Genomic DNA, 19666 nt, shown 5'->3' with positions numbered 1-19666 from the left:
GCGCTGCCGTGAGCCTCGACGCGCTGCTGGCGCGCAGCCCCTGGGCCGCGGCACTGACACCGGAGCAACGCGACCGCGTGCGCGCCGAGGTGCGCGAGCGCGCGGTGCCGCAAGGCGCTTATGTCATTCGCAAGGGCGACCGGGCCGACAGCTGGCTGGGCGTCGCCGAAGGCCTGGTCAAGGTGCATTGCGCCTCGCCGTCCGGCAAGCGTGCCACGCTCACTGGCGTGCCGGCCGGCGGCTGGCTCGGCGAAGGTTCCCTGCTCAAGCGCGAGGCGCTGCGCTATGACGTGGTGGCGCTGCGCGACTCACGCATCGCCTGCATGCCCGGTGCCACGTTCCGCTGGTTGCAGGAAACCAGCCTGCCCTTCAACCGCTACCTGCTCGACCAGCTCAACGAACGGCTCGGCCTGTTTATCGCCACCGTCGAGCATGAACGGCTGCATGGCATCGAGGGCCGCGTCGCGCGGGCGCTGGCGACGCTGTTCAACCCGGTGCTGTGCCCGGGTCTGGGTCCGGCGCTGCACCTGACGCAGGAGGAAGTGGGACTGCTGGCGGGGATTTCGCGCCAGCGTGCCAATGCCGCGCTCAAGGTGCTGGAGGGCGAAGGCTTGCTGGCGGTCGAGCACGGCGCCGTGCGTGTGCTCGACCTGGACGCGCTGCGTCGCTACTGAGAGCGGCGCCGAATCACGGCTGCGCCGCCGAAGCCGGCTTTACCAGCCCGTCCGCCCGGAACATCGCCTTGATGCCGCGCACCGCCTGCCGGATGCGCGATTCATTTTCGATCAGGGCAAAGCGCACGTACTCGTCGCCATAGTCGCCAAAACCGATGCCCGGCGACACCGATACCTTGGCCTTGGCCAGCAACTGCTTCGAGAACTCCAGCGAGCCCAGCGCGCGGTACGGCTCGGGAATCCGCGCCCAGATATACATCGAGGCCTTCGGGATCTCCACCGGCCAGCCGGCCTCGATCAGCCCGCGCGCCAGCACGTCGCGGCGCGACTGGTATTGCGCGGCGATGTCGCTGACGCATTGCTGGTCGCCTTCGAGCGCGGCAATGGCCGCGATCTGCAGCGGCGTGAAGGTGCCGTAGTCGTGATAGCTCTTGATGCGCGTCAGCGCCGCCACCAGGTCCGGGTTGCCGACCATGAAGCCCACGCGCCACCCCGCCATGTTGTAGCTCTTGGACAGCGTGAAGAACTCCACCGCAATGTCCTTGGCGCCCGGCACCTGCATGATCGACGGGGCCTTCCAGCCATCGAAGACAATGTCGGCGTAGGCCAGGTCGTGCACCACGAAGATATCGTGCTTGCGCGCCAGCGCGATCACCCGCTCGAAGAAGTCCAGCTCCACGCATTGCGCCGTCGGGTTGGACGGGAATCCCAGCACGATCATCTTGGGCTTGGGATAGCTGCCGCGGATGGCGCGCTCCAGCTCGGCAAAGAAGTCGATGCCAGGCACCAGCGGCACCGAGCGGATATCGGCCCCGGCAATCACCGCGCCGTAGATGTGGATCGGATAGCTGGGATCGGGCACCAACACGGTGTCGCCGCGATCCAGCGTGGCCAGCATCAGGTGCGCGAGGCCTTCCTTGGAGCCGATGGTGACGATGGCCTCGGTATCCGCATCGATGTCGACGTCATAGCGCTGGCGATACCAGTGCGAGATCGCGCGGCGCAGCCGGGGAATGCCCTTGGATGCCGAATAGCCGTGCGTATCGGGTCGCTGCGCCGCTTCGGTGAGCTTGGCCACGATATGCGCCGGCGTGGCGCCATCGGGATTGCCCATGCTCATGTCGATGATGTCCTCGCCACGGCGGCGTGCGGCCATCTTCAGCTCGGCGGTGATATTGAAAACGTACGGGGGAAGGCGATCGATGCGCGCAAAGCGGCGCTTGCCGGAGGAAGCGGCAGTCATGAGGGAGTCCTTTACGTAAGCGCCCGGAACCGTCCGAGCGACGTCGGCAAACTTTGTCTCGTCTGCCGGGGACTCATGTTAGCGGGGATGCAAAGATTGCACAACGGCCATGTGCAGATTGCCTAGAGCCTGCCGCCCGGCAGACCGGTCGGCCGGTTCGCGGGCAGATGGCGCACGATGCAGTCCAGCGCGGGGGAATCGGAGCGCCCACCCAGCGCCGCACTGACCGAATCGCGGTACTGCTGCGCGGAGATGCGCTGGTAGTACAGGCGCGAGGTCTGGTCCAGCCAGTAGACGTAGTCGTCGTCGCTGCGACTGCCGCTGGTGCGCAGCCACTCGCTGATATTGTTCGTCCCGACGATCATGTTCGGGCACGCGGTCTTCAGCGAATCGAGATAAGCATTGAAGTCGGTGGCCTGGCGGTTGCGCACGGCGTCCGGCGCACAGGCGGCGAGCAGCGCTATGGATGCCGCGGCGGCGCCAGCAGCGCGCAACGGTTTGGATGCAGTCAGCACGGCAGTCCCCTCAGGCAGTAGCGATGCGTGCCATCTTATGGCAACACATCGCCCGCGTACACCGTGCCGCCCGCGTTGCTCAGTCGTCCAGCGTCTCGTGCACCGCCGCGTCGCCGCGCTTCCAGTAGGCCGATACGCGGATGCGCTTCTTGTCGATGCCACGCTCCGTGACCAGGTACTGGCGTACCGCCTTCATCGCCGCACCTTCACCGGCAGCCCACACATAGCCCTCGCCGTGCGGCAGCGCCAGCTTGCGCAGCGCGCCTTCCAGCAGGCTGCCTTCCGGCGCATCGCCACGATGCAGCCAGTGCACGTCCGCCTTGGCGGCGCTCGGCAGCGGGATCTGCGCGGCGGCATCGCCCACTTCCACCACCACGATGGCATGGGTGCCGGCGCCCAGCTCTTCCAGCCTTCGCGCAATCGCGGGCAGCGCCGTATCGTCGCCGACCAGCAGGTGCCAGTCGAACCCCGTCGGCACCACAAACGAGCCACGCGGCCCGCCGACGCCCAGGTACTGGCCCGGCCGCGCCTGTGCCGCCCACGTCGACGCGGGGCCATCGCCATGCAGCACGAATTCCAGGTCCAGCTCCTGCTTCAAGGCATCGTAGCGGCGCGGCGTATAGTCGCGTGCCGCCGGGCGCGGCTGGCCCTCGGGGAACGCGATGCCGTCCGCGGTGACCTGCGGCAGCACCGGCTTGTCATCGCCGGCAGCCGGGAAAAACACCTTGACGTGATCGTCGAACGACGCCGAGACAAAGTCCTGCAGGTCGGCGCCGCCCAGCGTCACGCGCAGCAGTTGCGGCGACACCGGCGTGGTGCGCAGCACCTGCAGCAAGCGCATCTTCAGCGGATGGCGCACGCGCTCGACGCTCAGGTTGCGTGCGGGTTCAGTAGCGTTTGTCGTCATATCGGAATTCCTTGTCTGCGCGCCCTGCGCCTGGCGGGCACGATTGCCGAAGGCCGATGCCAGGGTCAGCGCCATGGTTCAGGCCTGCGGGCCCGCTTCGATCTCTGCCGCCGCGCGCGCCAGGATCGCGGCAATGCGGCGCTGCTCGTCGGCTCCCGCTTCACTGCGCATCACCAGCGCCTGCTTCAGCGCGGCACGTGCCTGCATCAACTCGGGCAGCCAGCCGCCCTGCTCCGGCTCAGGCTGCTGCTCGCCCCGCATCGCCCGGCGCATCCACTCCATCTTGCGCGCCACATGGCGCAGCCGCGCCACCATCACGTCGACCCGCTCACGGTTGGCCGCCAGGTGCGCCTTGCCGGTCTCCGACAACTGGTAGCGCTTCTTGTTGCCTTCGGTGTCGACAGTGGCATAGCCGACTTCTTCCAGGTACGTCAGCGCAGGATAGACCACGCCGGGGCTGGGCTTGTAGAAGCCGTTGGTGCGTGTTTCCAGCGCCTTGATCAGTTCGTAGCCATGGCTGGGCTTTTCTTCCAGCAGCGACAGCAGCAGCAACTGCAGGGCGTCGGCGCTGAACTTGCGGCCGCGGCGCCAGCCTTCCTCGTCGAAGCCGCCGGGGCCGCCAGGACCGAAAGCGCCATCGTCGCGACCGCCCCAGAAACTGCCGTGGCCGCGGCCCATGGCGTGATGACCCACGTGCGGAGCCAGGCGCATCATGAGATGGCAGGCCCGGCCCAGGAAGTCTGGATAGGGACCGACGCCGTGGTGGTGCGGGGGATGGTGATGCATGAGGCTCTCCTTTATGTCGCTAGACATATCTTACGATATATATCGTACGATCTAAAGTCAAGGCTGACCGATTCCGATCAAGCCCTGTCACCCCCGCAGCGGGGCGCAGCGACCCCAGGCCGTCGAGCGTATCGCTCAGGCGACCAGCAGCAGGGCCAGCACGTTCACGGCCGAGGCGATATCCCAGTTACGACCGCTAAAGGCATCCGCTGCTATCAGCCCCATGGCGATTAACAGTCGGACCAGTTTTTTCCTCGGCAGGTCTTTGCGCCAATGCCAAGCTAGCGGCACGAGCATGTCGTCCGCATAAAAAGACGAGTTGATCTGCGACACACGCACCAAGTAGTTGCGAAAGCGCGTATAGAGGCGCATGTCGACTGCGCCAGGATCGTTCCAGAAGGCATTCAGCGTCCCCTGGTAGGTCAGACCCGGCTTGGCATAGAAGCAGCGGCCGAGCGCAATGACGGGAACACGGTGGAACAAGGCCTGCAGACCTGTCGTCGAGTTCACCGTCACGACACCCATGCATCGGTGCAGCAGCGACGGCAGGTGGGCATCGTGGACATAGACAATACGGCTGCGCACACCAAAGCGTTCAGCGCATGTCGCAATCAGGGCGCTGTAGTCGGTATGTCCGCGATCCATCGGATGGTGCTTGAACACCAGCACGCTCTCCGCCGGCGCATGTTCGGCGAATGAATACGCGGTCCATTCGATGAAGTCCTCGATCCGGCTCCAGGGGCTGTGCACCTGGATTTGGCTATCGTTGTAGACCTGCAGTGGAACCAGGAAGAAATGCGGATGGTCGCTCGCCAGCAACTGCGCACGCAGCGATCGTTCTTGCCAGCGATAAACCAGCTTGCGGTATGCCGCCCGCATCCACGGCACCAGTTCATGCATGCCAAACGGCTTGTGATGCTGATAATGCGGATAGCGACGCGTACCCGCCATGCCGGCGGCAAAGTACCAAAACGAGTACAGCGCCATCTTGCGGAACGAATGCCGGAACTTGCGAGGTTTCGCCGGCACCTTGACCGCCGGAATTTCGGCAATGGCAAGCGGCGCAAGGGGGGAATCCGCATTCACGCCGCCGCATTCCAGCGTGATGTAATCCGGACGCACGTAACCCTCCTCGAACGCCCAGAATGCAACGCCTAGCTGCTCGGCCACCCTCGCAGCAATGCGGTGGTGACGACGGCTGGTGCCGAATACCGCGATCACCTCGATCTGGCGCTGTGCGACCAGGCTGCGCAGCATGGATTCCCATTGCACCATCGGCTGCACGAACCGGACAATGTCTCCGCGGCGATAAAAGAAGTCGTCGCCGCCATTGAAATTGATTTTGGTGACCTGGCAGCCCTTGGCTGCCAGCAGGTCGCGCAGGCGCGAGAAGAACGGGCCGTTTGGGCCTTGTAGCAACAGAATGCGCCGATGCCTGGCAATCTGGTCCAGGGATGCCGGTTCCATTGCGACAGGTACGGCAAGATCCTGCGGCGCGGCAGCCCCGGTCCCCGGCGACAAGCCGGGCAGGCCGATGCTTCCCGATGGCTCCCTGAACGACAACATTGCGGCGACCCTCTTGCTGCTTTCGTATTCCGTGATTTGAGATTCTTTCTTTGTGGTGCAGTCGTTTATTGTTCTGACGCAGCATTCCTTCGATGCGCCGCACTTCGCTGTGGCTCAGCGGGGGTGGCATTTTCGGACGCTCGGGGCCGGTAGCTGCCCAGCCGCACAGCGGCGTCACGCCAGCGCATCCACGGACGCAGCAGCAACTGGACCAAATAGCGTCGGAAGCCCGCGGGACGGGCAGGCGCCTCGTTGCGCCAGGACAGGATGTGATCCACTGCAATTTCCGGGGTCGCAAAGCCGTTCCTACCATCACGCAAGACATAACGGGGATACAGAATCAGCGCGCCCGCGACCATCATGTCGAGCGAAAGGCGGCGACGCCGGCGTGGAAGTTCGCAGCGATCGTCCGTGAGACCCCAGCCGGCATAGAACGGCGCACCATGTGCCGTGACCGGTTTGCCACGCAGCAGGGCCTCGAACCCGGCTAGGGACGTCAGCACATGGACGCCATCGACAGCGTCGATGACGCGGTCCATCGGACAGTTCGGCACCACTTCGTCGCATAGAGCGGCAAGCGCCCTCTCCTCGTCACGATTTCCACGCAAGCCACTCATGACATCGGGATGGGGCTTGTATATCAGGTACGCGTCCGGTTCCTCGGCACGCACCGCCGCAAGCAGCGCGCGGTTTGTGCGGATGGCGGGTGCCCCCAAATGCAGCGAGGCATCAGCCTCCACCTGGCCAACCACTAGCATCACCCGGCCAACGCCCGCGGGCCGGCTCCAGCTGCCTGAGCCCACGTTGTACTTGGTCAGGCCGCCGTGAATGATCGATGCGCGCAATCGCGCCGCGCGCGCGAGCATTCCGGCATCGAAATCGAAATTGGCCAGCAATCGTTCGAGGTCGGACTCGCGTGTCGCGTCGTAATAGATGCCTGACCGATCAAACACCCACGACAACGGGCGGGCCAGTTGCGCGCCAAGACCGACAGACCGCAGGAAGCCATCTTCCACCGTGATCACTGCGAGATCGGCGCGCACCGTCGCATCGACACACTGGCCCCAGCGCAGCAGCGTCGCACCTTGCGGCACCGTGCGCAGGTTGCGATGAAAGGTGACTGCGTGGCCTTGGAGGAAATCCTTCAGGATCTTGCGCTTCCACCTGGAAAAGCCTATCGCATGCAAGTACCGCGGAAACTGCTGGCACAGCCGTCGTTGCAGCGCCAGGTATTCGATGGCGTCCTCCACCTCGCAGCGCTCGCCCGTATGCGGCTGGACATAGCGAGCGTATCGGACCAGCGCGGCAAATGCCAGTTGCTCCAAAGAGACGGGATGGCGCCTCCTGGGAGCAGGCAAGGCGTCAATCGTCAGACCCCAGCCGGCATAAAATGGCATGCCAAAGGTGTGAACCGTCTTGCCGTGCAGCAGCGCCTCGAAGCCGACCTGCGAGGTGACCGCGAAGACCGCGAACGCGCTGCGGATCAGCGGCACCACGTGCACATCGCCCTGCAGCCGCTCCACCCGCGCCTCACGGCCTTGGTCCAGTATCTGGCCAAGATAGCCCCGCTTGCGTCCCAGCGCGACTTCGGGATGCTCCTTCACCACGATCCTGCAATTCGGGTAGGTTTTCAACGCAGACTCAAGCATGCGACGGAAACTTTCACTGTCTGCCTGGCCGAACTGTACCGAAGCATCGTTCTCGGTCTGGTCGACGACCAGCACGTAAGGCTGTGCCGGCAGCGCTGACGGGGCCTGCGCATGGTTGTATTTGGAGATGCCGGCGCTGCGCCACCGTTCGATCAGTTGCCGCGCCCTTGGCTGCTCTGCCGGCAGCAGCGGCATGCCGATCATGGCCTCCAGCCCGGAAGGTTGCGAGGCATCGTAATAGATGCCGCGATCATCGACCACAAGCGAGCAGGTCGGGGAGGACGCTCCGGGCCGGAGCGAGCGCAGGAAACCGTCCTCGAGACACAGGAAGCGATCGATGCCGCGCGATTGCGCGAATGCCTGCGCCCTGCGGGCGCTGGGCCGCCGCCCCCAGGCGGCAACGCCGGACAAGGCTACCGCGGCGCCTCGCCACGGATGCACCGGGGCCACTGGTGCGCCCAGGAAGGCGGCCAGGTGTTCAATACGGCGAATGCCGTGGGAAAGAACGCCGATAGCGCCCTCAGACGGCCGGCTCATCACTTCCCAGATCGTGGATTTGCAGAATGCCGACGACCCGGTCCGCATTATCCTTCACCACCAGTGCGCCAATCCTGGCGGCATGGATCCGCGCTTCCGCATCGGCGAAGCGTTCGCCCTGCGATACGGTCTTGGGATCGGTGGACATGATGTGCCTGGCCATGATCGCCTTGTAGTCGCGGTCGGAGTCGAACGCGCGGCGCACGTCGCCGTCTGTGATAACACCCTGCAGGTGCTCGCCCTCCATCACCAGCGCCATGCCAAGGCGGCCACGGTTGATCACATGCACCACGTCTCGGAACGATGCGTCCGGACGACACACTGGCAGGTGTTCCTTGTGCATGACATCCGCCACCCGGGTCAGCAGCTTCCGACCGAGGCTGCCGCCTGGATGGAATCGCGCGAAATCTTCCGGCTGGAAGTGCCGCTTTGCCGAAAGCACCACGGCGAGGGCATCGCCCATTACCAGCGTCGCGGTGGTCGAACTGGTCGGCGCCAGGTTGTTGTTGCACGCCTCGCGCTCGACCGAAATGTCCAGCACCACATCCGCGTGCCGCGCCAGCGTCGAATGCACTTTCCCTGTCATCGCGATAACCGGATTGCTCTGATGGTCGAGAAACGGCAGGATGCGGATCAGTTCTTCCGTTTCTCCACTGTTGGAGATCATCAGCACTACATCGATGGGTTTGATCATGCCGAGGTCGCCATGGAAGGCCTCTCCCGGATGCACGAAAAATGCCGGCGTACCGGTCGACGCCATGGTCGCGGCAATCTTCTTGCCAATCAGTCCAGACTTCCCCATGCCGACCACCACCACCCGGCCGCGTGCCTGCAGGACGGTCTCGACTGCCTTCTCGAATCCGGCATCGAAGCGGCTGGACATTCGGTCCAACGCCTGGATCTCGGTGGCAACGACATTGCGTGCCAGGGCAATGATTTCAGTCATCGTTCTCTCGCGTTCTCACTTGTTATACGTGCCAGTACTGGGTCACGCGCACATATTCTTCGCACGCACGAAGTGGCAGGTCCCGCGACTCCAGGACCTTGACGCCGCCGAACAGCACAAAAGGAAGCGCATGACCGATAGGAACGATATCAATCAAATTATCAACCTAACAATGGCCGGCACCAGTTAATACCGGATCTCAATTTTCTAGCCGGCGCCCCGCCAATCACGAGTCCCGACTCGTGGAATTTTTCGGTCACCACTGACCGTATTGAGACAACGCTGTTGCGGCCGATATGGGCTCCCTTCAAGATCGTGGCATGCGCACCGATCCACACATGGTCCGCAATCACAATATCTGCGGCCGGATTAACTCTCTGGGCGGTCGCGACATCAATGATGGCATGGGAATCGGTGGTTCTGACCTCAAGATTCCATGCCAGCATGCAATCGCGGCCGACTGATATGGCGGTACCTTCGCCACAGATGAAGTTGCAACCGCCAATGGTCGTGCCGGCGCCTATCACAAGGGAATTGTGGTCCACCAGTTTCATTATCACGGAAGCGGTGATCCTACAACTGTCCCCGATTTCCACAAAATTGCCATTGCTCAATAGCTGCATCCTGACGTTGACGAGTGCAGCACCCTTGCCAATGACGATTTTGTTGTTGCTTCCCGTGATCACAATTTCGCTATTCGTGCACGGTCCCGCCTCGGACAAGTCCACTACATTATCGGCACCGCCATCTTTCAGCTCTACTCCGTCCATGACTCACCCCGGGCTATTTGACGATCACGCGGTTGCCGATCGCCCTGAATACCGCGAGCCTGGAATCGCGAAAAAACATGACCGGATTACTCATCAGCTTCTTCGCTTTCCTTTGCCACGCCGGTTTCTGGGTCGCCGGCGCCCGCTTTGCATCAGCGCGGACTGGCTTGGGCGCCTGCGCCGGCGCTTGCTTCGGCGCCTCCGCTCGCACCGGCACAGGCTTCGCGCCCATTTCCTTACCCGCTGTGACTGCGGCAGGCGCCTTCACCGCAGTCGTGGCCCGAGCGGAGGCAGCGCGATAGCGATCAAACAAGACCGAGTCGGATGAGACCTCTACCGCTTCCCGCAGACTTCTGTTCATTTCGGGACGCCCAGGAAAACGAATCTTGTAGAAATCGATCGCGGTGGTAGCCGTCATGAACGAGCCGTCATGCCATTTCACCTTCCTGGTTTTGAACTTGCCGAATGAGTAAAAATCATTAATCAAATAGCTAAGGAACCGTAATGATTTCTCAAAATCCGGCTTGCAACCATTCAATACAGCAACCGCGTCGGATTCATCGCTGACTTGATAAGTGAGGCCGTGGGCGCCATAGAACGCCTGACCACAATGGAGAACCAGCTTGCCAAACGCGAGTCCGAGCACCCCGACACCGGAGTTCACTGCAATCATCGCATCGCTCAAATCCAGCAGATCTTTAGTGTTGTATTGATCTACGTTGATGGCACCGGGAATGTCCACAACGTCCGTCTCTAACGGGTGCTGCTTCACCAGCAATTCCCAATCCTGTCGCAAGGCAAAAGGCAGCCTCGCAAGCAAGCGAAGGAAATTCTCATAGCTCCCCATCGGACCCATGAAGTTTTCAATCACGGTGTCAGTTGGACGTTGAAGAAAAGCCACTAATACCCTCTTGCCGCGCCCGATATTCAGCTTCTTGCGCAGAGATCCGGCGCCTAGCCTGGGCGATTGAGCCTCGAGCGTTTCGTCGTCGCTAATGACACGTTGGATATACAGCAGGGTGGCGGCCCTTTTTTCATTGGAAAGCTCCTTGTCCCATCTTTCTGGCGCATAACTGGAACTGTCCGCATTGAACCCGCACGGATCGAAGAATACTGAATCCGGCAACGCTCCGCGCTCAACCACCAGGAAAGGAAATCGGTTTGTTCGCACCAGGTCATAGAGGACCCTCATCCGGGGATTGGCATACGGGTTGTGAAAGACCACGCGGTCGAACCCGGACTCCCTGAGGAACTCCATGAAGGTCTCGGCAGGCAGATGGTCCTCATCGATATGAACGATCTCGCCAAGAAACGGGGCAACCCAGCGATTGGTTACCCATGGATTGTTTCTCAGTACCAGCGATTTCCCGCTGCCATGCAGGGGTAGCGGATCTGGCTCAAGTTCCTTGTCCCTGAAGTCCGCCAGCTTCTTCTCGAATAGTTGACGGTTCCTGGCTTTCGCGGCCATGTAGTCGCTTTTATGCTCCACCGGATGCCAAGCATGAAACAGGACCATTCCTTTCTGAAAGGTCATATCGCCAAACAGCCGATAAATGCTCTTCCAACCTTTGTATTCGACGATGGACTGAAAATTGCGATAGTCGAGAGCGAACTCGGAAGGCAATGGGAACTTCTTTCTTCGCCGAATGGCCCGGCACGCGTACTCGAGATCCTCATAGCCCCAGCCATTGAAATCCGGATCGTTGCCGCCGGTAGCGAGAAAGTAATCGCGTCGCCAAACGGTAACAGACGTTCCGGTCGAAAATTTTTCGATAGCCGCCTGGTCGTTCTGCAACAGCAGTTGAATATATTTCTGCCGTCGCAACCCGGGGGCCATCCGGCGGAAATCTTGCGTTGCACCCTCGGTCAGGTAAATCACGCCGAACATCAGGAAGTTGTCGGCCGATTCATCGAGCCCGTTGACGACAGCTTCCGCCAATACATCGCGATAGAAGCCGACATACGGCATGAGATCCACATCCTGAAACATGATGTAGTCGGATAGTCCGCACTGAGCCGCCGCGTTTCTCGTACGGCCTATCGAAAATGGGAGATGCTCTGTTTTCAACCGATGGTAGCCATAGCCAAGCTTTCTGCATTCAGCCTCGAGCCGACCGGCAAGATCCAGCGGAGAACCGTCGTCAACAACCAGAATCTCGACCCCATCGGGCAAATCGGCATCCATCCTCGCGAACGTCAGCCGATCGAGCAGATCTGAACGTTCGCTTGCCCAGCGGACCGGAATGGCAACGGTGAGTTTCTTTTCACTGATATGCATTGTTATAGCCCCAGCACAACCTTCGCACTAATCGCAATCTGATAAAGAATCTTAAACACATCCTTAGCAAACTGCCGCGTCTTGAAGTCAACCTTCGGCAACACCATAATCTCGTCGCCCGCCTTCACCGCATCATCCTTCTTGCCATCCGAGAAACTCCCGTCCCGATGCGCAATGATGATTCGCGACGTATCCGCGTTTTGCGAGAAACCGCCCGCCTGCTGGATAAAGTCATCCAGGTCCAGACTCTTGTCATAGGCAACGGCATTGGGGAACAGCACTTCCCCGCTGACAAGCACCAGCCCATCCTTGACGGGAATACGCAGGATGTCCCCGTTTTCCAGCAGCAGATCATTTCGGGTGGTCGATTTCGCGATCAGCGTCTGCCCTGTAGGCTCGATCTTCTTGGCGCGTTCGACCCACTGCAGCACTAGCGCAGCTTCTTCCTTGCGCAATTGGGCTTCTTCGGCCGTACCGGAGCGCGCGGTGAGCACACTCGATTCCAGGCTCTTGAGCGTGGTGCCCAGCAGCGTCTTCTGGCGCGCCTTCACGCTCTGCCGGAAGAGCTGGATGCTTTCGCTGTCAGACTCCTGTGTGAAATGCACCTGGCTGAGCAGCTGACCCATGCGGCTGCCATACGGCAGCACGTATTCCTGCGGGCCGGTGTGCTCGCCTTCGACGCGGACGGTGATGGTGCCGGGCCGCTTGTCGGCGGTGAATTCGATTTCGTCGCCGTTGCGCAGGTCGATCTGGTTGCCCTGCGAGATCGGGAAGTATTCGACGTTGCGCACCGTGCCGGTATTGCGCACCACGCGGACGTTCGTGGCTTCGGGCAGCGGTTTGGCCAGGTGCACGATCTGGTCGAGCCGGGCCTGTTCGCCGAGGAATTCGAAGCGCTTGGCGTTTTCGGCCAGGCCGCTGACCTTGACGGTCTTCTTGCGCGACTGGACGAAGATGACGTCGCCGTTGTTCAACTGCCGCGAGGTCAGGTCGCCCTTGAGCAGGAAGTCATAGAGATTGACGACTTCCAGCGTCTGGTTGCCGCGCTTGATCGCAACGTCCAGGAAGGAGCCGCGGTCAGGATCGATGCCGCCGGCCTGGTCGAGGTAGCGCAGCACGCTGTCGCTGGAGGTGCCGTCGTACATGCCGGGGCGGCGGACCGCGCCGGTAACGTAGACGCGCACCGGCTGCGCGGCCAGCAGGCTGGCGTAGATCGACACCTTGCTCGCGAACACGCGTCGCAGTGCGTTGCCGACGGCGGTCTGCAGATTGCCGTTGGTGATGCCCTGCACGCGGAACGGCCCGATTTCCGGCAAAACAATGTTGCCGCCGGCGTCAACGGTCAGCACGGTATCGACGTTGTATCCGTTCCAGATGCGCAGCTGGATGCGGTCACCGACGGAGATGACATGGCTGGGATTGAAGACGGAAGCGCTGTCGCGGCTGAAGGCGCCGGTGAACAGCTGCGCGCCAAAGGCGTCGCTGGCCATGTTGGCGGTGTAGTCGTTGTTCTGCGGCGCGCTGTCTGGCAGCGGCGTGTCGGCACGTGCCGGGATGGTGGCAATACCGCCGATCGCGCCGGGATTGCCGACCACTGCACCACTGGGCGTGGTAGCGCCCTGCGCAGCCAGCGCGGCGTATTCAATCGGGCCGACGGCCGACGACTGCGGCAGGCGCATGCCACCCTGGGCATGCGCGCCGTGCGCGCCGGCCAGACTGGCCGCGGCTACCGCGATAGCAAGGATTCTTCGAAGCATGGATTAGTCTCGGTGGTCGCGGATAATGGCGCTGAGCAGTTGCACGACGCCTGCCAGCATCAGCGTCATCAGGACGAACACCACGATGTTGTAGATTCGCCGGGGCTGGAGCGGATACTCCGGCCGGGTCGGGCTTTGCACGACCGCTACGTTCTTGAGCTTGCGCGTGGCCTCTATGCGCGCCTTTTCCAGTGCGCCGATCGCGGTCTTGTAGATGTCGAAGGCAAACTCAGCGGCGGCCTGCAGGCGGTCGTGTTCTTCCACCACTCGGTTCAGGCCGCGACCCTTGGTCGAGACCATGCGGCCGCGTTGCTCCGCCATCTGGCGCTCGACTGCGGCGATCTGCGCATCGATTTGCTGGATTGCCGGCGACTGCGGCGTAAAGACGTCCTTGAGCGAGTTGCGCTTGACGTGCAGTTCGGCCAGGGTGGCCTCGGCGTTGGCGACCACGGTGGACAGACTTTCCACCTCGCCGCGCGGCGACACCAGGCCGTTGGCGTTCTGGTAGGCCACCAGCGCCTGGCGGGCTGCCTTCAGCCGCTCGCCCTGGTCATGTACCTGCTTCTCGATATAGACGACCTGCTCGCTGGCGATGCGATGCGTCATCTCGTTCATGAAGCGTTCGCCGTCGGCGACCAACTCCTGCGCGATGGCATGCGCCATCTCGGAGGTGTAGCCCTGCACCCGGATCACGAGGACGCGCGCGAAGTCATCGTATTCGACGCTGACGCGTTTCAGGTAGTAATCATGAAAGCGCTCCAGCGAAGCATCCTCGAACCACAAGCGCGACAGCGGATCGCGGCCGCTGTCGGCGTAGTGCTTGCGCAGCCCCAGCTTGGCGTCCAGCTTCTTGAGCATGTCGGCCGACAGCAGGTACTCGCGCAGCAGCAGCAAGTCCTGTGGAGCGGTATTGCCGACCAGCAACGACGTGAAATCCGCGGCGCTGGCACCCACACCGTCGCTGCGCTCCACCACCACGCGGGCTTCGGACACATACAGGTCGGACGCGATCACGCTCCAGTACACAACGGCAAGCAGGCAGGCCGCCACGGCTACCTGCCAGATCCGGTTCAGGGTGTTCACTCGTGTCAGTCGCCCGATCTGCCCTGCGGCGCCCGACGTAATCGTCTTCATCATGCTGGAATGCTGTCCCTGTACGCGTGCAGGGCCTCTTCAACGGAATCGAACCAGTGCGCCTGGCCCTGATGCAGCCAGACTGCCGACTGGCAGAAATTTTTGAGGGTGGATTCGCTGTGCGAGACCATCACCAGGCCTGCACGGCCTGCCAGGTCTTCGAAGGCTTTCTGCGACTTGCGCTTGAACGCGGCGTCGCCGACGGCCGTCAGTTCATCTACCAGGTAAGTATCGAAATCGAAGGCGAGCGACATGGCGAATGCCAGCCGCGAGCGCATGCCCGACGAATAGGTCTTGACGGGATCCTCGAAGGCGTCGTGCAGCTCCGAGAACTCGCGCACAAATTCGAGCTTCTCCGCAAGCGCGCCGTGGATGCCGTGGATGCGGCAGACGAACTTGGTGTTCTGGCGCCCGCTCAGCGAGCCCTGGAATCCGCCGCTCAGGCCCAGAGGCCACGACACGCGGCAATTGCGGACGATGCTGCCCCGGTTGGGCTGGTCGATGCCGCCCACCAGCCGCAGCAGGGTCGACTTTCCCGCGCCGTTCGCGCCGATCAGCGCCACCCGGCTCTTCTGTGGAATCCGGAGCGTCACGCCCTGCAGCACCCACTTCGAGCCGTGGGTGGTGCGGTAGCGCTTGTGAACATCGGTGATCTCGATCATTGCGCGGTCAGCCGGGTTGCGTACCGCATGTGCATGGCCAGGCCAAGGAACACCGTGGCCAGCGCGCAGAAGGCCAGGTAGCCCAGGCTGATATGCGCTTCGCCGTGGTAGGCGGCAAACCAGCCGCTGCGCATGGCTTCAAGGCCGTGCGTGATCGGGTTGACCAGCACCACTTGGCGCATCGCCCGCGGCATGCTCGAGACCGAATACATGACCGCGGAAAGAAAGTAGAGCGGCGTGAAGACGATGCGTATGAGCTTGCCCAGGCCCGGCAGCAGCGTGCCGATGACGGAGAACATCAAGCCCAGGCCCAGCCCGAACGCCCACAGCAGGAACGCCGACCACATGACAAGCAGTGGATCTGCGGGTCGAACATCGATATCACGCAGCGCGAGGGCGGCCAGCAGCACGGCCCCGACAATGACATACAAGAAGGCCTCGACCGTGGCGCGTACCAGCACCGTGTCGACCGGCTGTACCTGCCGGTACGAGAACAAGGCCTGGTTGGCGTTGATGGCTTCCATGCCCCGTTGCGCGATATTGCGCACCAGGAAGAAGCCCCACACCCCGACGAGGATGAACATTTCGATGTTCGCATCCCGCCTGACCTGGTGTCTGACCACGCCGAAAACCACCATCAGGAAAATGATGTGTGTCGCCGGCTCAAGCAGGATCCAGATCCAGGCCGCGCGCGGTGCGGCCACACGGGCACTTGCCTCGCGAAGGAACAGTGCTTGCCAGACGGACAGTGCGATGGAGACGTCCGACCGGACTGGAGTCCGGTTCATTGCGGGACGACATTGCGGCGAGGAATACCACAGCGGCCGCAGATCCCCATGGTGACGTCCTTATGAGAGCCACGTGGGGCAATAGCAATGCCATGGATGAACGTGATCTGGGCAATGTCCACGGCGCAACCAAGGATATCGGGGGTACAGCGAAGCGATCGAATTGCCATGCGGCCATCCGCCACGCGCGTGTCACTGTTGCCGTCTATTGCGCTCATTGTTGGATTGTCGTGCAGGAGGTGAAGGCCGCTCGCCATTTTTGCGAAGCATTTATATTAGCGCGCCATAGTAAGCGGCACGAACACCGCTCACAATATCCAACACAAAAATCAGAATTGCCTTAAAAACTCAGTTGCATTCCCAGCACAATCGCGGCATCGGAGTCGCGGGAACGAAGGCATTTCACGCATTCCAGTGAACCAAAGTCCCCTAGTTCTTCCTCGCTTTGAATGCAAAAGGGAAAATCAAATGGCGGAAAAAATGCTTTGCTTTGCGCCGCCTCAAGGTTTTTTAAAATACTTCAAGCGCTTATAGAATCCCGGCCTGTCACGCCTTGCCCTCGAGGTATTCCCCTACCCCGCCAAGGTGAATATCACCCCCAGCATCCGCCGTTTTCGCAGAGTGGCCGACCGCATCCATGCGGATCGTTCCCGCACATCAATCGAATCGCGCCATGGGTTGCACCCTCCGCCTGGGGCGGCGCAGGGCATGTAGGATCAGGTTGGGGAGCTTCTGGACTCGCCGCTATGAGGTCAAGCCATCCGGTACCAATAGCATCCGTCTGCCCCAACCTCCCGCACCGCCTCCCCCCGCGCCAGCAAGTAGTTCAGATGCGCAACACTCTCCCCCGTCGCCATCCCCAGCAGCCCGCCACTCCCCGTAATCGGCCGCGAGAACAATTCCCCAAACACATCCACCGCCCGCCTGGGTTCAGCCAGCGCGCCGCGCAGGCGGTCCAGCGCCTGCATCTGGCTGGCGCGCAGATAGTCGATCCGCGCATGCAGGCCGCGGAACGGCTCGTTGTGCGCCGGCAGCACCAGCACGTCGTCCGGCACGGCGGCGCGGACTTTGTCGAGCGAGGCTAGCCAGTCGGCCATCGGGTCGGCGTCGGGTTCGGTGGGGAACACGGATACATTGGACGAGATGCGCGGCAGCACCTGGTCGCCCGATACCAGCAGCTTCAGCGCCGGGCAGTACAGGCAGGCATGTTCGGGGGAATGGCCGGTGCCGACGATGACCTGCCAGTCGTGTGCGCCGATGCGGACGGTATCGCCGTCGGACAGCCGGCGGAAGCTTTCCGGCAAGGCGTGCACGTATTTGCCGAAGCCGCCGAAGCGGGTGCGGTACACCTCGATCGCCTCCTCGTCCCAGCCGGCCTTGCGATAGAACGCGATGGCGTCGTCAGGCGCGGCGCGGCCGGTATCGGCGGCCAGCACGCGGCACATCAGGTATTCGAGCCGCGTCATCCACAGCTGGCAGTCGAACTTGCCGGTCAGCCAGCCGGCCATGCCAATGTGGTCGGGATGCATATGGGTGACGAACAGGCGGGTCAACCCGCCGTCTAGCGCGCCGCCTTCGGCGAACAGCGCGCGCCAGGCCTGAGCGGTTTCCGGGGTCTGCAGGCCGGCATCGACCGCTGCCCAGCCACTGCCGTCGCGGATCGCCCACAGGTTGATATGGTTCAGGCCGAGCGGCATCGGCATGCGCAGCCACAGTACGCCGGGTGCGACTTCACGCGCACGGCCGGGTTCGGGGGCGTCGCCGCAGGGGTAGTCGAGTTCGGGCTTTTCGAGGGAGATGGGGGCAGCTGCGAGCGCGATGTCGGGGGATTGGGCGGTCATCGGTGTCTGGGCCGGTGGGCCGGCCGTGCTGTGCGCCGTGGCCGTGGGCTGCGATGCCCCGGCCCGGCGGCGTTCTGGATAGCTGACACCTTAGCCCAGATGGGCGATTCCTGCTACGCGCGCCCTGCCCCGCTTTGCACCGCTGGCCACGCCAGTAAGCTAGCGCCCCGGGGCCGGCAGCACCTTGCCCGGGTTGAGCAGGTTCAGCGGATCCAGTGCCTGCTTCACTTGCCACATCAGTTCCAGTTCCACCTGCGACTTGTAGCGCGTCAGGTCGTCGCGCTTGGCCACGCCGATGCCATGCTCGGCGGAGATCGAGCCGTTTTCCGCGTGGGCCATGCCGTCAACCAGCGCGGAGACCGGTTCATACCATTGCGCCAGGAAGTCCCGCGCGGGCTGCTCCTTGGGCCGCAGCGGATTGAAGTGGACGTTGCCGTCGCCCATGTGGCCGTAGATCACCATGCGCGCATCGGGCACCAGTTCCCGCACCCGTGCCGACGCCTCTTCCACGAACGCGGCGATGCGCGACAGCGGCACCGAGACATCGCACTTGATGCTGCCGCCGGTGCGGGTCTGGGCGTCGGAAATCTCTTCCCGGATGCGCCAGAAGGTCTGCGCGTCGGACAGGCTGGCAGCCACGGCGGCGTCCAGCACCAGGGCCTGGCTGAAGCCCGATTCGAGGATCTCCATCAGCGTGGCGTTGAGGCTTTCGGCGTCGCTGCCTGAGGTCAGCTCGACCAGCACCATCCAGTCGTGCCGGTCCTGCAGTGGCGAGGCGACGTTGCCGAGGTATTCCAGCACCAGCTCCAGCGCCGGGCGGGAGACCAGTTCGAACGCGGTCACGGCCTGGCCGGACAGGCACTTCGCCTCACCGAGCAAGGCGACGGCAGCGGCGGGATCCGGCACCGCGACGAAGGCCACGGCGCTGCTGCGCGGCTGCGGCATCAGCTTGAGCACGGCGCCGGTAATGATGCCGAGCGTGCCTTCCGCGCCGACGAACAGCTGCTTCAGGTCGTAGCCGGTGTTGTCCTTGCGCAGGCCACGCAGCGATGAATATATGCGGCCGTCGGGCAGCACCACCTCCAGGCCCAGCACCAGGTCGCGCATATTGCCGTAGCGCAGCACCGCGGTGCCGCCGGCATTGGTCGACAGGTTACCGCCGATCTGGCACGACCCTTCCGAGCCGATACGCAGCGGAAACAGGCGCTGCTCCGCTTCTGCGGCGCTGCGGGCCGCGCTCAGCGTGACGCCGGCCTGCACGGTCATGGTGTCGTTGACCGGGTCGATGCCCAGCACACGGTTCATGCGGCTGAGGTTGACGACCACGGCGGTGCCGCTGTCATCCGGCACGGCGCCGCCCATCAATGAGGTATTGCCGCCCTGCGGCACCACCGGCACGCGCTGCGCATGGCACCACTGCAGCACGCGACTGACTTCCTCCGTCGAAGCCGGCAGCACCACCACCTGGGCCTGGCCGCGATAGATGCCGCGATAGTCGGTGACGTAGGCTTGCGTATCGGCGTCGCCGCTGCGGCAGGCGTGGGCGCCGACAATGGCCTGCATCGCGCGCAAGGTGGTGTCTGGGGTCGGTAGCTCGGCGGTCATGGCGATAA

16 protein-coding genes and 1 pseudogene are annotated in these 19666 nt (G+C 62.9%); 1 reads left to right on the top strand and 16 read right to left on the bottom strand.

Translation table 11 applies throughout. The features are described 5' to 3' along the window. Positions 1 to 8: 8 nt before the first annotated feature. The gene (locus MKD50_RS10010) at positions 9 to 674 is read left to right on the top strand and encodes a Crp/Fnr family transcriptional regulator (RefSeq protein WP_252667035.1); all 666 of its coding nucleotides are present in this window, start codon (positions 9 to 11) and stop codon (positions 672 to 674) included. A gap of 13 nt (positions 675 to 687) precedes the next feature. Here MKD50_RS10010 and alaC read toward each other — a convergent pair whose 3' ends face one another. The 16 genes and pseudogenes from alaC to MKD50_RS09930 form a co-directional block, all read right to left on the bottom strand. Then, positions 688 to 1917, bottom strand: coding sequence for an alanine transaminase (gene alaC / locus MKD50_RS10005; RefSeq protein WP_115700326.1), 1230 nt, complete (start codon positions 1915 to 1917; stop codon positions 688 to 690). Between the two features lie 122 nt (positions 1918 to 2039). After that, positions 2040 to 2432, bottom strand: coding sequence for a hypothetical protein (locus MKD50_RS10000; protein WP_115700324.1), 393 nt, complete (start codon positions 2430 to 2432; stop codon positions 2040 to 2042). Positions 2433 to 2511: 79 nt separating this feature from the next. After that, positions 2512 to 3339, bottom strand: a complete 828-nt coding sequence (locus MKD50_RS09995; protein WP_252667034.1) for a siderophore-interacting protein — start codon at positions 3337 to 3339, stop codon at positions 2512 to 2514. A 78-nt stretch (positions 3340 to 3417) separates the two neighbouring features. Further along, entirely contained in the window at positions 3418 to 4125 is a 708-nt protein-coding gene (locus MKD50_RS09990; RefSeq protein WP_252667033.1) for a PadR family transcriptional regulator, read from the bottom strand. Positions 4126 to 4260: 135 nt separating this feature from the next. Further along, entirely contained in the window at positions 4261 to 5691 is a 1431-nt protein-coding gene (locus MKD50_RS09985) for a capsule polysaccharide biogenesis protein (protein WP_252667032.1), read from the bottom strand. Between the two features lie 65 nt (positions 5692 to 5756). Next, positions 5757 to 7877 carry a capsule polysaccharide biogenesis protein gene (locus tag MKD50_RS09980; protein WP_252667031.1) on the bottom strand — a complete coding sequence of 707 codons (2121 nt, stop codon included), beginning with the start codon at positions 7875 to 7877 and terminating at the stop codon, positions 5757 to 5759. Next, complete coding sequence (locus tag MKD50_RS09975) at positions 7861 to 8823, bottom strand: KpsF/GutQ family sugar-phosphate isomerase (RefSeq protein ID WP_252667030.1); 963 nt, start codon at positions 8821 to 8823, stop codon at positions 7861 to 7863. Before MKD50_RS09975 ends, MKD50_RS09980 begins: the two co-directional genes overlap by 17 nt. A 37-nt stretch (positions 8824 to 8860) precedes the next feature. Beyond that, positions 8861 to 8980 (bottom strand): annotated as a pseudogene (locus tag MKD50_RS09970) (3-deoxy-8-phosphooctulonate synthase); the annotation flags it as partial. A gap of 4 nt (positions 8981 to 8984) precedes the next feature. After that, positions 8985 to 9593 (bottom strand): acyltransferase, encoded by a 609-nt coding sequence (locus tag MKD50_RS09965; protein WP_252667029.1) that lies wholly within the window; start codon positions 9591 to 9593, stop codon positions 8985 to 8987. Positions 9594 to 9606: 13 nt separating this feature from the next. After that, entirely contained in the window at positions 9607 to 11871 is a 2265-nt protein-coding gene (locus tag MKD50_RS09960) for a capsular polysaccharide export protein, LipB/KpsS family (protein ID WP_252667028.1), read from the bottom strand. Positions 11872 to 11873: 2 nt separating this feature from the next. Then, positions 11874 to 13628 carry a polysaccharide biosynthesis/export family protein gene (locus tag MKD50_RS09955; RefSeq protein WP_252667027.1) on the bottom strand — a complete coding sequence of 585 codons (1755 nt, stop codon included), beginning with the start codon at positions 13626 to 13628 and terminating at the stop codon, positions 11874 to 11876. Between the two features lie 3 nt (positions 13629 to 13631). Beyond that, positions 13632 to 14765 carry a KpsE/RkpR family capsule polysaccharide export protein gene (locus MKD50_RS09950; RefSeq protein ID WP_111520271.1) on the bottom strand — a complete coding sequence of 378 codons (1134 nt, stop codon included), beginning with the start codon at positions 14763 to 14765 and terminating at the stop codon, positions 13632 to 13634. After that, positions 14762 to 15424 carry an ABC transporter ATP-binding protein gene (locus MKD50_RS09945; protein WP_111520272.1) on the bottom strand — a complete coding sequence of 221 codons (663 nt, stop codon included), beginning with the start codon at positions 15422 to 15424 and terminating at the stop codon, positions 14762 to 14764. Before MKD50_RS09945 ends, MKD50_RS09950 begins: the two co-directional genes overlap by 4 nt. Further along, positions 15421 to 16212 (bottom strand): ABC transporter permease, encoded by a 792-nt coding sequence (locus tag MKD50_RS09940; protein WP_252667026.1) that lies wholly within the window; start codon positions 16210 to 16212, stop codon positions 15421 to 15423. Before MKD50_RS09940 ends, MKD50_RS09945 begins: the two co-directional genes overlap by 4 nt. A 752-nt stretch (positions 16213 to 16964) precedes the next feature. Then, positions 16965 to 18053 carry an MBL fold metallo-hydrolase gene (locus MKD50_RS09935; RefSeq protein WP_252667025.1) on the bottom strand — a complete coding sequence of 363 codons (1089 nt, stop codon included), beginning with the start codon at positions 18051 to 18053 and terminating at the stop codon, positions 16965 to 16967. 159 nt (positions 18054 to 18212) lie between these two features. Further along, a complete protein-coding gene (locus MKD50_RS09930; RefSeq protein ID WP_252667024.1) occupies positions 18213 to 19658 on the bottom strand; it encodes an FAD-binding oxidoreductase in 1446 nt (481 codons plus the stop codon). Positions 19659 to 19666 lie beyond the last annotated feature (8 nt).

The organism is Cupriavidus mimosae (assembly GCF_023952485.1).
Lineage (GTDB): Bacteria > Pseudomonadota > Gammaproteobacteria > Burkholderiales > Burkholderiaceae > Cupriavidus > Cupriavidus taiwanensis_C.
The sequence above is the reverse complement of the archived record's forward strand: the minus strand, read 5'-3'. Positions and strand labels throughout refer to the sequence as shown.

Excerpts from the sequence above, each read along its gene's own strand:
- alaC (WP_115700326.1), bottom strand. The coding sequence starts at position 1,917 with ATGACTGCCGCTTCCTCCGGCAAGCGCCGCTTTGCGCGCATCGATCGC.
- MKD50_RS09995 (WP_252667034.1), bottom strand. The coding sequence starts at position 3,339 with ATGACGACAAACGCTACTGAACCCGCACGCAACCTGAGCGTCGAGCGC.
- MKD50_RS09990 (WP_252667033.1), bottom strand. The coding sequence starts at position 4,125 with ATGCATCACCATCCCCCGCACCACCACGGCGTCGGTCCCTATCCAGAC.
- MKD50_RS09985 (WP_252667032.1), bottom strand. The coding sequence starts at position 5,691 with ATGTTGTCGTTCAGGGAGCCATCGGGAAGCATCGGCCTGCCCGGCTTG.
- MKD50_RS09980 (WP_252667031.1), bottom strand. The coding sequence starts at position 7,877 with ATGAGCCGGCCGTCTGAGGGCGCTATCGGCGTTCTTTCCCACGGCATT.
- MKD50_RS09975 (WP_252667030.1), bottom strand. The coding sequence starts at position 8,823 with ATGACTGAAATCATTGCCCTGGCACGCAATGTCGTTGCCACCGAGATC.
- MKD50_RS09965 (WP_252667029.1), bottom strand. The coding sequence starts at position 9,593 with ATGGACGGAGTAGAGCTGAAAGATGGCGGTGCCGATAATGTAGTGGAC.
- MKD50_RS09960 (WP_252667028.1), bottom strand. The coding sequence starts at position 11,871 with ATGCATATCAGTGAAAAGAAACTCACCGTTGCCATTCCGGTCCGCTGG.
- MKD50_RS09955 (WP_252667027.1), bottom strand. The coding sequence starts at position 13,628 with ATGCTTCGAAGAATCCTTGCTATCGCGGTAGCCGCGGCCAGTCTGGCC.
- MKD50_RS09950 (WP_111520271.1), bottom strand. The coding sequence starts at position 14,765 with ATGATGAAGACGATTACGTCGGGCGCCGCAGGGCAGATCGGGCGACTG.
- MKD50_RS09945 (WP_111520272.1), bottom strand. The coding sequence starts at position 15,424 with ATGATCGAGATCACCGATGTTCACAAGCGCTACCGCACCACCCACGGC.
- MKD50_RS09940 (WP_252667026.1), bottom strand. The coding sequence starts at position 16,212 with ATGAACCGGACTCCAGTCCGGTCGGACGTCTCCATCGCACTGTCCGTC.
- MKD50_RS09935 (WP_252667025.1), bottom strand. The coding sequence starts at position 18,053 with ATGACCGCCCAATCCCCCGACATCGCGCTCGCAGCTGCCCCCATCTCC.
- MKD50_RS09930 (WP_252667024.1), bottom strand. The coding sequence starts at position 19,658 with ATGACCGCCGAGCTACCGACCCCAGACACCACCTTGCGCGCGATGCAG.